Annotated in this window: 11 protein-coding genes and 3 tRNA genes; 1 reads left to right on the top strand and 13 read right to left on the bottom strand. The window is 30.6% G+C overall.

Features of this window, described 5'->3' with window-relative positions; all coding sequences use genetic code 11:
- Window positions 1-14: 14 nt before the first annotated feature.
- From infB to ACN6I1_RS03405, 11 genes are all read right to left on the bottom strand, one after another.
- Window positions 15-1952: a translation initiation factor IF-2 gene (gene infB, locus ACN6I1_RS03455; protein ID WP_419742717.1), complete on the bottom strand. Its 1938-nt coding sequence runs from the start codon at window positions 1950-1952 to the stop codon at window positions 15-17.
- A 14-nt stretch (window positions 1953-1966) separates the two neighbouring features.
- Window positions 1967-2287 (bottom strand): L7Ae/L30e/S12e/Gadd45 family ribosomal protein, encoded by a 321-nt coding sequence (locus ACN6I1_RS03450; protein WP_025162355.1) that lies wholly within the window; start codon window positions 2285-2287, stop codon window positions 1967-1969.
- The gene (gene rnpM / locus ACN6I1_RS03445; protein ID WP_021428756.1) at window positions 2280-2552 is read right to left on the bottom strand and encodes an RNase P modulator RnpM; all 273 of its coding nucleotides are present in this window, start codon (window positions 2550-2552) and stop codon (window positions 2280-2282) included. The genes ACN6I1_RS03450 and rnpM overlap by 8 nt, the downstream gene beginning before the upstream one ends.
- 18 nt (window positions 2553-2570) lie before the next feature.
- Window positions 2571-3644, bottom strand: coding sequence for a transcription termination factor NusA (nusA, locus tag ACN6I1_RS03440; protein WP_195945364.1), 1074 nt, complete (start codon window positions 3642-3644; stop codon window positions 2571-2573).
- A 36-nt stretch (window positions 3645-3680) separates the two neighbouring features.
- Window positions 3681-4142 carry a ribosome maturation factor RimP gene (rimP, locus tag ACN6I1_RS03435; protein ID WP_021428857.1) on the bottom strand — a complete coding sequence of 154 codons (462 nt, stop codon included), beginning with the start codon at window positions 4140-4142 and terminating at the stop codon, window positions 3681-3683.
- A gap of 191 nt (window positions 4143-4333) precedes the next feature.
- A complete protein-coding gene (locus ACN6I1_RS03430; RefSeq protein WP_419742716.1) occupies window positions 4334-5278 on the bottom strand; it encodes an alpha/beta hydrolase in 945 nt (314 codons plus the stop codon).
- Window positions 5279-5389: 111 nt separating this feature from the next.
- Window positions 5390-5464: transfer RNA gene (locus ACN6I1_RS03425), tRNA-Thr, on the bottom strand.
- Window positions 5465-5469: 5 nt separating this feature from the next.
- A tRNA-Asn gene (locus tag ACN6I1_RS03420) sits at window positions 5470-5545 on the bottom strand.
- Between the two features lie 9 nt (window positions 5546-5554).
- Window positions 5555-5628: transfer RNA gene (locus ACN6I1_RS03415), tRNA-Cys, on the bottom strand.
- A 93-nt stretch (window positions 5629-5721) separates the two neighbouring features.
- A complete protein-coding gene (locus ACN6I1_RS03410; RefSeq protein ID WP_419742715.1) occupies window positions 5722-6381 on the bottom strand; it encodes a CPBP family intramembrane glutamic endopeptidase in 660 nt (219 codons plus the stop codon).
- Between the two features lie 105 nt (window positions 6382-6486).
- Window positions 6487-10794, bottom strand: a complete 4308-nt coding sequence (locus ACN6I1_RS03405; RefSeq protein WP_419742714.1) for a PolC-type DNA polymerase III — start codon at window positions 10792-10794, stop codon at window positions 6487-6489.
- Window positions 10795-10928: 134 nt separating this feature from the next.
- On the opposite strand from ACN6I1_RS03405, the gene ACN6I1_RS03400 reads away from it, so the two are divergent.
- Window positions 10929-11597 (top strand): hypothetical protein, encoded by a 669-nt coding sequence (locus tag ACN6I1_RS03400; protein ID WP_148551109.1) that lies wholly within the window; start codon window positions 10929-10931, stop codon window positions 11595-11597.
- A gap of 27 nt (window positions 11598-11624) precedes the next feature.
- Here the strand turns inward: ACN6I1_RS03400 and ACN6I1_RS03395 are convergent, their stop codons facing one another.
- Together ACN6I1_RS03395 and ACN6I1_RS03390 are read right to left on the bottom strand one after the other, a co-directional pair.
- On the bottom strand, window positions 11625-14330 hold the full coding sequence (locus ACN6I1_RS03395) for an SH3 domain-containing protein (RefSeq protein WP_419742713.1): 2706 nt from the start codon (window positions 14328-14330) through the stop codon (window positions 11625-11627).
- Window positions 14331-14682: 352 nt separating this feature from the next.
- A complete protein-coding gene (locus tag ACN6I1_RS03390) occupies window positions 14683-15030 on the bottom strand; it encodes a cupin domain-containing protein (RefSeq protein ID WP_021428853.1) in 348 nt (115 codons plus the stop codon).
- Between the last annotated feature and the right edge of the window lie 73 nt (window positions 15031-15103).

Genomic DNA, 15103 nt, shown 5'->3' with positions numbered 1-15103 from the left:
ACCTCTTTTACTTACTATTTTAGTTTTCTTTCTACTTCTTTAGTTATATAAGCTTCTACTATGTCGCCTTCTTTTATATCATTGAAGTTAGTAAATGTTATACCACACTCATATCCATGGTTTACTTCTTTTGCATCATCTTTAAATCTCTTTAATGCTGCTATTTCACCTTCATGGATTATTATTCCATCTCTAACAATTCTTACTTTACCATTTCTAAATATCTTACCGCTTAATACATAAGATCCTGCTACTGTACCAACTCCAGATATTTTAAATGTATTTCTTACTTCTGCTTTACCTGTTTCTTCATCTACATACTCAGGATCTAACATACCTGTCATAGCAGCTTGTACGTCTTCTATAGCCTTATATATTATTGTATATGTTCTTATATCTACTTCTTCTTTTTTAGCCATTACTTCAGCTGTAGCTACTGGTCTTACGCTAAATCCTATTATTATAGCATTAGATGCTCTAGCTAGCATAACGTCAGACTCAGTTATTGCTCCAACACCACAGTGTATAACTCTAACAGCAACTTCTTCTGTAGATAATTTTTCTAATGATTGCTTAACAGCTTGAACAGATCCTTGAACGTCAGCCTTAACAACTACGTTTAACTCTTTAACTTCAGCATCTGACATTTGGCTAAAGAATTCATCAAGACTTATTCTTTGATTAGATTTTAACATTTCTTCTCTTGCTATATGTTGTCTCTTTTCAGCTACGTTTCTTGCTATTTTTTCAGTAGCAACTGCAACGAATTGATCTCCACCTTGTGGAACTTCTGATAATCCTAATATTTCAACTGCAGTAGATGGTCCAGCAACTTTAACTCTTCTACCTTTATCGTTTATCATTGCTCTAACTTTTCCACAAGCAGCACCTGCAACTATAGGATCTCCAACTTTTAAAGTTCCTCCTTGAACAAGTACAGTTGCAACAGGTCCTCTTCCTTTATCAAGTTGAGCTTCTATAACTGTACCTACTGCTCTTTTATTTGGATTAGCTTTTAATTCTTCTATTTCTGCAACTAATAATATCATTTCAAGTAATGTGTCTATATTAGTTTGTTGTCTAGCTGATACAGGAACTGATATAACATCTCCACCCCAGTCTTCAACTAATAATCCTTGATCTGCTAATTCTTGTTTAACTCTGTCTACATTAGCATCTGGCTTATCTATTTTGTTTATAGCAACTATTATTGGTACCTCTGCTGCTTTAGCATGGTTTATAGCTTCTATTGTTTGAGGCATTATACCATCATCTGCAGCAACAACTAATATAGCCATATCTGTTACTTGTGCTCCTCTAGCTCTCATAGATGTGAAAGCCTCATGTCCTGGTGTATCTAAGAATACTATTTTTTCTCCATTTATAGTAACTTCAGATGCCCCTATATGTTGAGTTATTCCACCCGCTTCTTTGTTTGTTACACTTGTTGATCTTATAGCATCTAATAAAGATGTTTTCCCGTGGTCAACATGTCCCATAACTGTAACGATAGGAGATCTCTTTACTAAATCTTCTTCTTTATCTTCTTCTATTTCCATTAATGCGTCTATTTCTGCTGCTTCTTGTTCTGATGTATCTTTTTCTACTAATTCAAATCCATAGTCTTTAGCTACTAAAGAAGCTATTTCAAAATTTAACTCTTGGTTTATTGTTGCCATAGTTCCCATTTTCATAAGCTTCATTATTATTTCTGTAACTGGTTTTTCTAAACTGTTAGCTAATTCTTGAACAGTTAAACTACCTTCCACAGATACTGTTGGAAGTCCACTTCCTTTAGCTTCTTCTAATAATTCCATAGCCATATCTGCATCTTCTTGACTTAACTCATCATTCTTATCATTTACGTTTATATCTAATTCTCCTAGTTTAGCTATAAGTTCTTCACTAGTAATTCCTAAATTTTCTGCTAATTGGTATACTCTTGTTGACACAAGACCACCCCCTATTATATTTTTGTATTTTCAATAAGTTCTAAAACCTTATTTGCAAAACTTGCGTCCTTAATTCCAACAACTGCTCTAGGAGCTTTTCCTATAGCTAACCCTAATTGCAATTTAGTTGAATATGTAACACAGTTTATATTTCTAAAAGATGTTTTATCTTTAAATAACTTTTTCGTGTTATTCGAAGCATCATCTGCTACTATAACTAGTTTTACCCTATTTTTTTTAATTTCAAGCATAGTTGAATCATCACCCGATACTAGTTTACCTGCGCGCTGTGCGAGACCTAGAAAAGAATAAATTTTTGCTTCATTATTATTCATTATCTTCAATCTCCTTAATTAGTGATTCATACACTTCTTCAGGAATTTCCATTTTGAAAGCTCTACTTAGGGCATTGCTTTTAATAGCTTTTTTTAAACATTCGCTACAGTTACAAATATATGCACCTCTACCGTTTGCTTTTCCTGTTTTATCTAAAAATATATGTCCTTCTTTATTTTTAACAATTCTTATTAACTCTTTTTTATTGTCTCTATCTTGACAAGCTATACACTTTCTCTGAGGAACTTTTTTTACCTTTTGCAAATGTATCACTCCTTATATCTAAGCATCTAGTTCATCTTGATTTGCTGCTTCTTTAGCTGCTTGAGTTTCACTTTTTATATCGATTTTCCAGTTAGTTAACTTAGCTGCAAGTCTAGCATTTTGACCTTCTTTACCTATAGCAAGTGATAATTGATAATCTGGAACTATAACTAAAGCGCTCTTTTCTTCTTCATTTACATCTACAGACATAACTTTTGATGGGCTTAGAGCTGCTGATATAAATTCAACTGGGTTTTCACTGTACTTGATTATATCTATCTTTTCATCGCCTAGTTCATCAACTATATTTTTAACTCTTGATCCTTTAGGTCCAACACATGCTCCTATTGGATCTATATTTTCATCTACTGAGCTAACTGCCATCTTAGTTCTAGATCCAGCTTCTCTTGCAATACTTTTAACTTGAACAGTTCCTTCAAATATTTCTGGAACTTCCATTTCAAATAGTCTCTTAACTAAACCTGGATGACTTCTTGAAACACTTATTTGAGGTCCTTTATTAGTTTTCTTCACTTCTAATATATAAACCTTTATTTTTTGTCCTGCTTGATAATGCTCTCCTGGTATTTGCTCCGCTTGAGTCATTATAGCTTCTATTCTTCCAAGATTTACATGCACTATGTTTTTGTTTACTCTAGCAACCTCTCCAGTAACTATTTCATCTTGTTTGTCTATAAACTCATTATACACTATATCTCTTTCAGCTTCTCTTATTCTTTGAACAACTACTTGCTTTGCAGTTTGAGCTGCTATTCTTCCGAATTCTGTAGTAGTTATCTCATTTTCTATTATATCACCAATTTCATAGTTAGGGCTTATTTCTCTAGCCTCATCTATTTCAATTTCTAAGAAAGTATCATATATATCTTCTGAGTCAACAACTATCCTTTGAGAGTAAACCTTTACATCTCCTTTTTCTCTATCAAAATATACTCTAACATTTTGAGCCGATCCAAAGTTCTTTTTATAAGCAGTTAATAATGCTTGTTCTATAGTATCTATAAGTATTTCTTTATCTATTCCTCTATCTTTTTCTAATTCTTCTAATGCGTCTACAAACTCGTGGTTCATTTCTTTATCCTCCTATTTTTCTATATTAAGTTTTAATTAGAATTTTACAGCAAGTCTTATAAGTGCTATATCTTTTTTATCAAATTCCATCTCTTCACCGTCTACTATTAATTTAACTACTTTATTTTCAGCTAGTTCAACTAATTCCGCTTCAAAATGTTTTAATCCATTTATAGGTTTATATAATTTAACTTCTACATCTCTACCAGCATATCTTACAAAGTCTTTTTCTTTTTTAAGTGGTCTATCAAGTCCTGGTGAAGATACTTCTAAGAAGTAGTTTTCTTTTATCGGATCTTTTTCATCTAATATAGGGTTTATAGCTCTAGTTACAACTTCACAGTCGTTTAAAGATACACCCCCATCTTTATCTATAAATATTCTTAAGTAATATTCGCCCGCTTCTTTAACATATTCAACATCAACGATTTCGATGTTATTTTCATTAGTTATTGGAAGTACTAATTCTTCTATCATTGCTTCTGTACTTTTTTTCATTCGACTTACCTCCTATTCAGTTGTTATTTTATAGTCTATAAGCACTATAAATAAAAGAGTGAGAACTTTCCGTCTCACTCTTAGTTTTTACATTTTATACTATTTTATATACTATAATACCATACATTGTTTTTATTTGCAAACTTTCTAGTATTATTCAATGTTTTATCCTATTTTTAATAGCTTAAAATTTAATTTTTTTGAACTTCATTATCAATAAATTTATATATTCTATCAAAATATTCTTTTCCTAATATATCATATCCATTAACATGTTGAACTCCATCGATTAACCATAACTCTTTCTTGTTATGAGGTATATTGTCATAAATTATTTTACTACTATTTGGAGAACATACTTTATCCTCTTTTCCATGTATTAAAAACATAGGAGTTGTAATATACTGAACAGCTTTATATGGCTTTACGTCTTCATAGCTAAACCCAGATTTAACTTTTGTATATAAATTCCCCATAAATTTAGCATACCCAACAGGTAATAGAGGTATATTTTCATCTTCAATCCCTAGCCTTATCGCATCTTGCATCTCATGATAAGGAGAATCCGCTATATAAAAATCTACATACTTATTTTTTTCATTGATTTCTGAATGCATAACAACAGTTGCAGCCCCCATTGAATGTCCATGAGCCCCTAATAGTCCATTTGGGTATTTTTGTTTCACAAACTTGGCTACATTTTCCAAATCATATCTTTCATAAAGTCCAAACGTATAATCATTTCCACCAGTATGGCCTGTATGTCTTTGGTTATATAGCATTACATTATAACCATGCTCTAGATATTCATATGCTTTTTCTAGATATTCATAATAATTACTTTCAATTCCATGAACTAAGATTATACTTTTATCGGTAGGTGTATTTGACTTTATAAATTTGCCTTCTATTTTGTATCCATTTTCAGGTGAGTTTATAAAAACATCTTCGTACTTATATTTTTTTAACTTATCTAAAGGCTTACTTTCTCTATGTGAAAAAACTTCTACTATATCTTCATTTTTTATTTTTTGACTAGATCCAACAGACCCATCATACACTAAATACCCTACTACACAAGACCCTATTAATAAAACTAAACTGATTAAAAATACTACTATAATTGATTTTTTCATTAATTCCTCCCATTTTATCACTTGGTGCTAATACTTAGTATATAATAAAATCCAACTATTTTCTACTTTTTTAACACAAAAAAAACAAGCTATTATTAGCTTGTCTATAATTGGAGCTAGTGATAGGAATCGAACCTACAACCTGCTGATTACAAGTCAGCTGCTCTACCGTTGAGCCACACTAGCATATATGGCGGGAATAACAGGACTCGAACCTGTGACCCATTGATTAACAGTCAATTGCTCTACCAACTGAGCTATATTCCCATTTTATTTTGGAGGCGACACCCAGATTCGAACTGGGGATCAAGGAGTTGCAGTCCACTGCCTTACCACTTGGCTATGTCGCCTCATTTCTTACAGTATTATTATATTATGTTTTTTAAATTTTGTTAACCTTTTTTATTAATTTTTTCACTTTTTCTTTCGATTTTTTTCGACACTTAACATGTACATAATTTCAGTTTATCATTTGCTTTTTTAATTAGATAAAATCCTACTATTAAATATATTACATTCATCCATAAGCCTATTGGATTTGGTATTATAATTAAAAAATTATTTAATATATGGGCAAATATAGTTGCTTTAATAGATTTAGTATAATAATAAATTAAACCTAATATTATTCCTCCTCCAAATGCAGCTACACCTTGTATAATATTTAAATGAACAATTCCAAATATTAAAGCTGAATATACTATAGCTTTTATAGGTCTATTAATAAATTTTTCTAATAGCTTTCCAAGTAAAATTTTTCTAAAGATTAATTCTTCAATTATAGGACCTATTATAATAACTTGAATACTAATTACTATCGTATTTATGATAGTAGCATTTTGCATATATGTATTAAAAATATTTTTTGATGGAACTATATGTAAATATAAAATCCAATTTGATATTATAACACTTTTCACTAAAACAAATCCTAAAATCATGCATATACAACTCACCATACTTTTTTTTACTAAAAACCCACTTTTACTTTTATTAAACTCCTTATTTTTCCCCGGAAATATTTTTTTCGATATTTTTAAGCAAATAAAAATTATTAAAACATCACAAATCCCTATAATCAACGAAATTAAGTTTGTATTCATAATAATTCCCCCTTTTTTATATTCATTTTAATTATATACTCAAAGTCCTCATATGTACAAATAGGATTATAACTCACAAGTTTCCATAAGTTATAATCCTATTTATTAGAATAATGATAATTGATTCTTATCACTCATATTTTCTAAAGATCCATGATTTGTTAAAGTTTCAATTACAGTTTTTGAAATTTTAGTTCTCTTTCTAAGATCTTCTTTAGATATAAATTCTCCATTATCCCTTTCATTTTGAATATTTATTGCTGCATTCTCTCCCACCCCTTGTAGAGCTATCATAGGTGGTAATAAAGTTTTTTCACCTACAACTTGGAAATTTTTAGCATCCGATTTATATATATCAACTGGTATTATATTTATACCTCTTGCATACATTTCAAGAGCAACTTCTAAAACTGTTAGCATATTTTTTTCTTTAGTAGTTGCTTCATTTCCTAATTCTTCAATTTCTCTTATCTTTGATTTTATCGCCCCTAATCCTTTTACAATTAAATCTGCGTCAAAATCTTCTGCCTTAGTTGTAAAATAAGTTGCATAAAAAGCTTCTGGATAATGAACCTTGCAATATGCAAGCCTAAATGACATCATTACATATGCAACAGCATGCGCTTTAGGGAACATGTATTTAATTTGCTGGCATGACCATATATACCACTCTGGGACATCATTTTTCTCCATTTCTTCTATATGCTCAGGTTTTAACCCTCTACCTTTTCTAACACTTTCCATTATTGTAAAGGCCATTTTAGGAGGTAATCCTTTAAATATAAGGTAGTTCATTATATCGTCACGAGTAGATATAACATCCTTAAGACCTACTATTTCCTTTTGAACTAACTCTTGCGCATTATTTAGCCAAACGTCAGTACCATGAGAAAGCCCAGATATACGAACAAGCTCTGCAAATGTAGTTGGCTTGGTATCAAGTAACATTTGTCTAACAAACTTAGTTCCAAACTCTGGTATTGCTAGAGACCCTATTGGACAATTTATTTCTTCTGGTGTTACTCCTAATGCATCTGTTGATGTAAATAATGACATAGTTTCTTTATCATCTAATGGTATTGTTGTAGCATCTATTCCTGTTATATCTTCAAGCATTCTTATTATGGTAGGCACATCGTGCCCTAGTATATCTAATTTAAGTATTCTACCACTTATAGAGTGATAGTCAAAATGAGTAGTTATTACTCCACATGAAGTATCATTTGCAGGATATTGTATAGGTGTAAAATCATACACATCTTTATAATGAGGAACAACCATAACTCCACCAGGATGTTGACCTGATGTTCTTTTTACTCCTGTACATCCATTTGCTAACCTTAATGCTTCCGCTGAAGTAGTGTTTATATTATTTTCCTCTATATATTTTTTAGCATATCCAAATGCGGTTTTTTCTGCTACTGTACCTATAGTTCCAGCTCTATAAACATACCCTTCACCAAATAGTTCCTCTGTATATTTATGAATTATTGGCTGATAATCACCAGAGAAGTTTAAGTCTATATCCGGTTCTTTATCTCCTTCAAATCCTAAGAAAACTTCAAACGGTATATCATGACCATCTTTTTTTAGAGGTCTTCCACATTTTGGACAATCTTTATCTGGTAAGTCCGCTCCTGATCCCCACTCTCCTATTTCATAAAAATAAGAATATTTACATTCTTCATTTTCGCATATATAGTGAGCAGGTAATGGATTAACTTCTGTTATATCACTCATAGTAGCCGCAAAAGATGACCCAACCGATCCCCTAGATCCAACTAGATATCCATCTCTTAATGATTTAGTAACAAGTTTTTGAGAAATGATGTACATAACCGCATACCCATTTCCAATTATAGAGTTTAATTCTCTATCTAATCTTGATTCAACTACTTCTGGCATAGGATCTCCATAAATTCTTTTTGCCTTTTCATAGCACATTTCCCTAAGTTCTACATCAGAGCCTTCTATTACAGGTGGATATGTATCATCCGGAATTGGTTTTATATCCTCAATCATATCTGCTATTTTATTAGTATTTGCTACAACTACTTCGTATGCTTCTACTGGATCTAAATAGCTGAATTCTTCTAGCATCTCATCTGTAGTCCTAAAATGAAGATATGTTTCTTCCTCATCTACTTTAAACCCTTGAGAATTTTTCAAAACTTTTCTAAGAACAGCTTCATGCTTATCTAAGAAATGTACATCTCCTGTAGCTACTGGTATTTTATTAAACTTCTTAGCTACATTGATTAATTTTCTGTTTAACTCCCTTAATTCTTCTTCGTCTTTAACTTCACCTTTTTCAATCATGAATCTATTATTATCAATTGGCATAACTTCTATATAATCATATAAATCTATTATCTTTTCTATTTCTTCGTCTGGTAAATTTTTCTTAACAGCAGCGAATACTTGTCCTGCTTCACATGCAGACCCTATTATCAAACCTTCTTTATGCTTTTCTAATACACTCCTTAATATCCTAGGAGCTCTGTAAAAATGATTTACATGTGCATCCGATACAATCCTATATAAGTTTTTTAATCCAGTGTAATTTTTAGCAAGTAAAGTTATATGGTTTGTTGCAATCTTTGTGTAATCAAGACCTCCAAGTTTTTCATTTACATCACTTAACTTTTCAACACCTTCTTTTTTAAGCATTTCTAAAAATTTTATAAATATATGAGCTGTAGCCTCTGCATCGTCTACTGCTCTATGGTGATTCAAAAGAGGTATTCCTAATGCTTTAGCAATAAGGTTCAATCTATGTCTTTTTAATTGTGGTAATAAAACCCTAGCTAAAGTCAAAGTATCCACACTCTTATTTTTAAACTCTAGACCTTGTTCTCTACTTTTTTGAGATATAAATCCCATATCAAAATCAGCATTATGTGCAACTAAAACATCGTCACCTACAAATTCTAAAAACTTAGGTAGTATAGCATCTATCGTTGGTTTATCTGCTACTAAGTCATTAGTAATTCCTGTTAATTCCTGTATTTTATACGATATGTCTGTTTCAGGATTTACCAACTCACTAAATCTATCTACAACTTTAAAGTTTTCTATTTTAACAGCACCAATCTCCGTTATCTTATCATTTGTATTAGAAAATCCAGTGGTTTCTATATCAAATACTACAAAACTTTGAGATAGTTCTTTATCATTTGGATCTTTTATTATAGGAACTTCATCTTCCGCTAAATATCCTTCAACACCATAAATAGCCTTTATACCATGTTTTTTAGCCGCGTCCATAGCCTCTGGAAATGCTTGTACCACTCCATGATCTGTTATAGCTATTGCAGGATGACCCCATTTTGCAGCTCTCTCAACTAATTTTTTTGTTGGACATATAGCATCCATTGATGACATTTGAGTATGAGCATGAAGCTCAACTCTTTTAACATCTGACTTATCTATACGTTCTTCTTTAACTTCTTGTTTTATCCCACTTATCGTCATAGTTAGTTCTCTCTGATAGTTATCATAAAGTGCGTCACCTTTTATTTTTAGGTAAGCACCTTTAGTTACTGAATCTATAACTTTATCTTTATTCATATCATTTAAGAACAGCTTACAACTTATTGAACTTGTGTAGTCTGTTACTGCTGCTATTAAAAGAACTTTACCATTTCTTAACTCTTTTAATTCAACATCAAAAACTTCACCTATTACACAAACAGTTCCTGAGTTAGGGTTTAATCTATTTATTTTTTCAACTGGAGCATTTACATTTTCTCCATAAATATATTCTTCTTTTGATAGAGCTGCTATAGCTTCATTTCCTTCCATTTCAGCTTCATTTTCATCATCTAATTCTAATGATTCTGCTATTCTTTCTTTTACCATTTGTTCAACTAAATTATCATTTTTCATAATTAACTTTTCTACATCAGGTCCTCGATTAACAGATTTTTCAAAAACTATGTCTATTTCGATTCCAGCCTCTTCTGCTAATACATTTTTTAAAACCTGTATAGCATTTTGATTTGTAAGTCTCCTATAAAATAAATCTGATGGTAACTTTATTTTTAACGTATCATCTATACACATATACTCAACTTTTTTCACCCAACCACTTAGCGATGGACATAAATTAATTAATATATGTAGTATATTTGACCAATATTTTTTTATGATATCTTTTGTTTTCTGTTTTTCTAATTTAACATATCTTACTTTAATTTTCACATCACTAAAGTAGTCAAGCTTTTCCTTAATTTCTTCCCTTAGCATATCTGTGTATATATAACTTATTATATTTTTTGAAGATAAATATATATATATTATTTTTTCTTCCTTAAAATATATTACTTTTGTTACATCTACATCTGCTAATTGTTTGTTTAAAATATTATTTTCTATTTCAAGTTTTTCTAAATAATCTTTAATAGTTTCCATAAGAAGTTCCCTCCTCTCCATCAAATCATTATATCATATATACTACTTTTTTTATTAGGATTAGCTACAAAATATATATTTTTTAATAATATATTAGTAAGTAAGTTAGACGACACATTTAAGGTGGTGATTTCATGGATAACGTTGATAGCGTTTTAATAAATAAAATTTTACTTTCTTATGAAGATTTAGGCGAAAAAAAAATAATAAAAGAAATTGTAAAAAGTGTAAATGTTAATAAAAAATTATATATGCTTTATTTTAAAAAAAGATTCATACCTATATGTACCCTACCTAGGTTAAGACTTATACTAGTTTCAAAGCAGGGATTTGTATCTTTTTGTTATAACTTTTTTTCATTCTTACATTCTAAGAACATTTTTTTAAACATATCTAGTAAAAACATTTTTTCTATAGCTAAATTTGTTATATATCATGAGATTGGCCATATACTGGATTCAAGCATAGATGCTAGCAGGGCTGAATACAGTCAATTAATCAAAATCTTTATAAATAAACTTGTTGAATATGATATAGATATAGATATAGAAAATCTTCACAAAAAAAGCTTGCCGGTTGATTTAGAGGAATGTGTTATAAATCTAAAGAAAAATCTTATAAATAGAGAGTCTATAGCTTGGTCTATAGCTCATAGACTTATAGACTTTGAGGATAAAAATGAAGAGTTTATTTTTGATAATATGAGAGAGTATGCATTAGCTACTTATAATTTTGGTAATATAAAAAATATTATTAGTGAAAACAACATAGATGTTTTTTTAAAGTATAAAAGAATTGCGTAAAAAAATGAGGGGATTGCCCTCATTTTTTTATTTTTTATGAACTGGAACTTCATAAACTAAATTGCTAGTTGTGTCATACATTCCTACCAATTTATTCATTACTCCTGATATAGCATTTGCCCAGTTTACATCTGTAGCATATTGATGCCATAAATTTTCATAGCTCCATCTCATTTTATATAAAGTGTTTTGTCCGTATTTACTACTATGTATGTAATTTGAAGATAACCACTTAGCTGAACCATCTATAGTTTTTTCAACTGTTGTCCATCCATTTTTATATGCAGCTTCAGCCCCTGAAAGATTTGCAGTTCCATCGAATGCTCCAATTCCAAAGAAGTTATAAACTTTTACAGGCTGAGGTAGTGGTTTACCTTGATAAGATGTTAAAACTTGTCCTTGTGCAAGAGTAGATCTTCCATAACCTGTTTCTAGCATAGAATGTCCTACTAAGTATACTAAATCTATATTATGTTTTTGCGCAGCATTTATAAATGCTTGTCCTTGATTATAGAAAACATTAGAGCCTCCTGATGTAGGACTTAAACTATTTAAATATCCATTTAATTCACTTGCAGTTATTCCACCTTTATAGCTATCTAATCTTAAAAATTGTAGCATACTACTCTTGCTACCTGTAAAGTTACTTGGGTTTATATAGTGTTCTATATCAGATCTACTAGCTTGTACAAACCCACGTGATGCGATCATATTTCCATTACCTTTCGTAACTTGTTGGTTAATATGTTGTGTTAAAGTATAGCTTACAGGCGTATTATTAACTGTAGCTCCATCTACAACCTCAGAGCTACCTCCTCCACCTGTGCTTCCTCCACTATAGTCTTTTAAGTAGTCACTTGATACGTAACCTTCTTTTCCATTGAATTTAATTTTTGACCATCCATTACTTTCTGATATTACTTCTACTACTTCATTTTGTCTTAGAGATCCTATTTTACTACTACTTGTTGATGGTCCACTTCTCACATTTAACGATGTTGCTGTTACTATTTTATTTTTACTTGGATTTGGATTTTCACTTCCTCCACCAGTATTTCCACCATCAGAGTCTTTTAAATATGTACTTGATACATATCCTTCTTTTCCATTAAATTTAATCTTTGACCAGCCATTACTTTCTGATATTACTTCTACTTTATCATTTTGTTTTAATGACCCTATTACACTATTACTTGTTGATGGTCCACTTCTCACATTTAACGATGTTGCTGTTACTATTTTATTTTTACTTGGATTTGGATTTTCACTTCCTCCACCAGTATTTCCACCATCAGAGTCTTTTAAATATGTACTTGATACATATCCTTCTTTTCCGCTGAACTTAACTTTTGACCAGCCATTACTTTCTGATATTACTTCTACTTTATCATTTTGTTTTAATGACCCTATTACACTATTACTTGTTGATGGTCCACTTCTCACATTTAACGATGTTGCTGTTACTACTTTTGTTTTTCCTGGTGTTGGATTTGGATTTTCACTTCCTCCACCAGTATTTTCACCATTAGAGTCTTTTAAATATGCACTCGATACATATCCTTCTTTTCCGCTGAACTTAACTTTCGACCAGCCGTTACTTTCTGATATTACTTCTACTTTATCATTTTGTTTTAATGATCCTATTACACCATTACTTGTTGATGGTCCACTTCTCACATTTAACGATGTTGCTGTTACTACTTTTGTTTTTCCTGGTGTTGGATTTGGATTTTCACTTCCTCCGCCAGTATTTCCACCATTAGAGTCTTTTAAATATGTACTTGATACATATCCTTCTTTTCCGCTGAACTTAACTTTCGACCAGCCATTACTTTCTGATATTACTTCTACTTTATCATTTTGTTTTAATGATCCTATTACACCACTACTTGTTGATGGTCCACTTCTCACATTTAGTGATGTTGCTGTTACTACTTTTGTTTTTCCTGGTGTTGGATTTGGATTTTCACTTCCTCCGCCAGTATTTCCACCATTAGAGTCTTTTAAATATGCACTCGATACATATCCTTCTTTTCCGCTGAACTTAACTTTCGACCAGCCATTACTTTCTGATATTACTTCTACTTTATCATTTTGTTTTAATGACCCTATTACACCACTACTTGTTGATGGTCCACTTCTTACATTTAATGATGTTGCTGTTACTACTTTTGTTTTTCCTATTGTTTTAGTTTCATTTGTATTATTATTAGAATTTGCACCTGTATTTTGATTAGTACTTGGTTTTTCACTTGGTTTTATATTATTCTCATTTGATAAAAACTCACTTGATGCATATCCGATTCTTCCCTCATACTTAATCTTTGACCAGCCATTACTCTCTGATATTAATTCGACTTCTGTTCCTTTTTTTATTTTCGCTATTGTTCTATAGCTTGTAGATGCTCCGCTTCTCATATTAAGCACATCTGCTGTAACTGTTCTTTTGGATTCTGATTGGTTATTTTGATTAATATCTGTTTTTATATACTCACTAGAAGCCCAGCCAGAATTTCCATTTCCTGCTTTTATTTTATACCATCCATCTTGGCTTTCTAATATAGTTACTTTTTCATTTTGCTTAATAGAAAAAAGAAAAGAACTTCCTGTTGAAGGTTCACTTCTTACATTTAATGATGGAGCCGTTACAATACCTTCCTGCCCAGATGCAAATACATTTGTAGCTGTCAATGGCATGAATGCAAGCGTAGCTATTGCTATTTTTTTATTCAATAAATATCCCCCCTGTTTTAAGTTGATTTTATACTTACGTTTTATATACGACAGTTTAATTGTATATTAAACATAAATAGTTAAAATCCTGTAACTTTTCCTATTATTTTTTATTGTATACGAAAAAAAACCATTTTTGGTGATTTTCATATTTTTCTTTACAAATTATATATACAACAAAAAATCAGTTTTCTAACATTTAATATTTAAAATATGTTAAATTTTTACTTTAACAAAAAATTTTTTATGTTCAAAACATATTTAATTTATATAACCAAGTTTCATATAATATCAGTAATTTCTAATAAATATATTTTTTAAGCATAAAAAAAGATGGGTTATCCCATCTTTTTTAATCATTTATAACTATTGCTATTAATTCTAATTCTTCATCACCAGTATTTTCTAGATAATGTGACTCTCCATCTGCTGTGTAAACAACATCTCCAGATCCAATTGGCTGCATAAATCCATCATCTAATACTCTACCTTCACCTTTAATTATATAATATACTTCAAAATCATCTGTATGATCATGAACTCCTATAGATGAACCTGGTGCTAAAACTAATCTTGAAATTAACTTAGCCTTATTTTTTAATTCTTTTCCTTCAATCAAATGATACATAGTAGTAGTTCCTCTACCATCCCTTAGGTTTTTAACTTTTTTTTCAGTTAGTTCCTGTGGTCTTTTTATCATTTAAAATCGCCCCCCCGTATATGCTTACTATAATTTTATCACATTTATAAATCATAGTCATATAGGAAGATAC

This window comes from Paraclostridium dentum (assembly GCF_048568265.1).
GTDB classification, from domain to species: Bacteria; Bacillota; Clostridia; order Peptostreptococcales; family Peptostreptococcaceae; genus Paraclostridium; species Paraclostridium dentum.
The sequence above is the reverse complement of the archived record's forward strand: the minus strand, read 5'-3'. Positions and strand labels throughout refer to the sequence as shown.

Bases quoted from the DNA above. Each gene is read 5' to 3' on its own strand.
- ACN6I1_RS03450 (WP_025162355.1), bottom strand. From the start codon at position 2,287: ATGAATAATAATGAAGCAAAAATTTATTCTTTTCTAGGTCTCGCACAG.
- nusA (WP_195945364.1), bottom strand. From the start codon at position 3,644: ATGAACCACGAGTTTGTAGACGCATTAGAAGAATTAGAAAAAGATAGA.
- rimP (WP_021428857.1), bottom strand. From the start codon at position 4,142: ATGAAAAAAAGTACAGAAGCAATGATAGAAGAATTAGTACTTCCAATA.
- ACN6I1_RS03430 (WP_419742716.1), bottom strand. From the start codon at position 5,278: ATGAAAAAATCAATTATAGTAGTATTTTTAATCAGTTTAGTTTTATTA.
- ACN6I1_RS03410 (WP_419742715.1), bottom strand. From the start codon at position 6,381: ATGAATACAAACTTAATTTCGTTGATTATAGGGATTTGTGATGTTTTA.
- ACN6I1_RS03405 (WP_419742714.1), bottom strand. From the start codon at position 10,794: ATGGAAACTATTAAAGATTATTTAGAAAAACTTGAAATAGAAAATAAT.
- ACN6I1_RS03400 (WP_148551109.1), top strand. From the start codon at position 10,929: ATGGATAACGTTGATAGCGTTTTAATAAATAAAATTTTACTTTCTTAT.
- ACN6I1_RS03390 (WP_021428853.1), bottom strand. From the start codon at position 15,030: ATGATAAAAAGACCACAGGAACTAACTGAAAAAAAAGTTAAAAACCTA.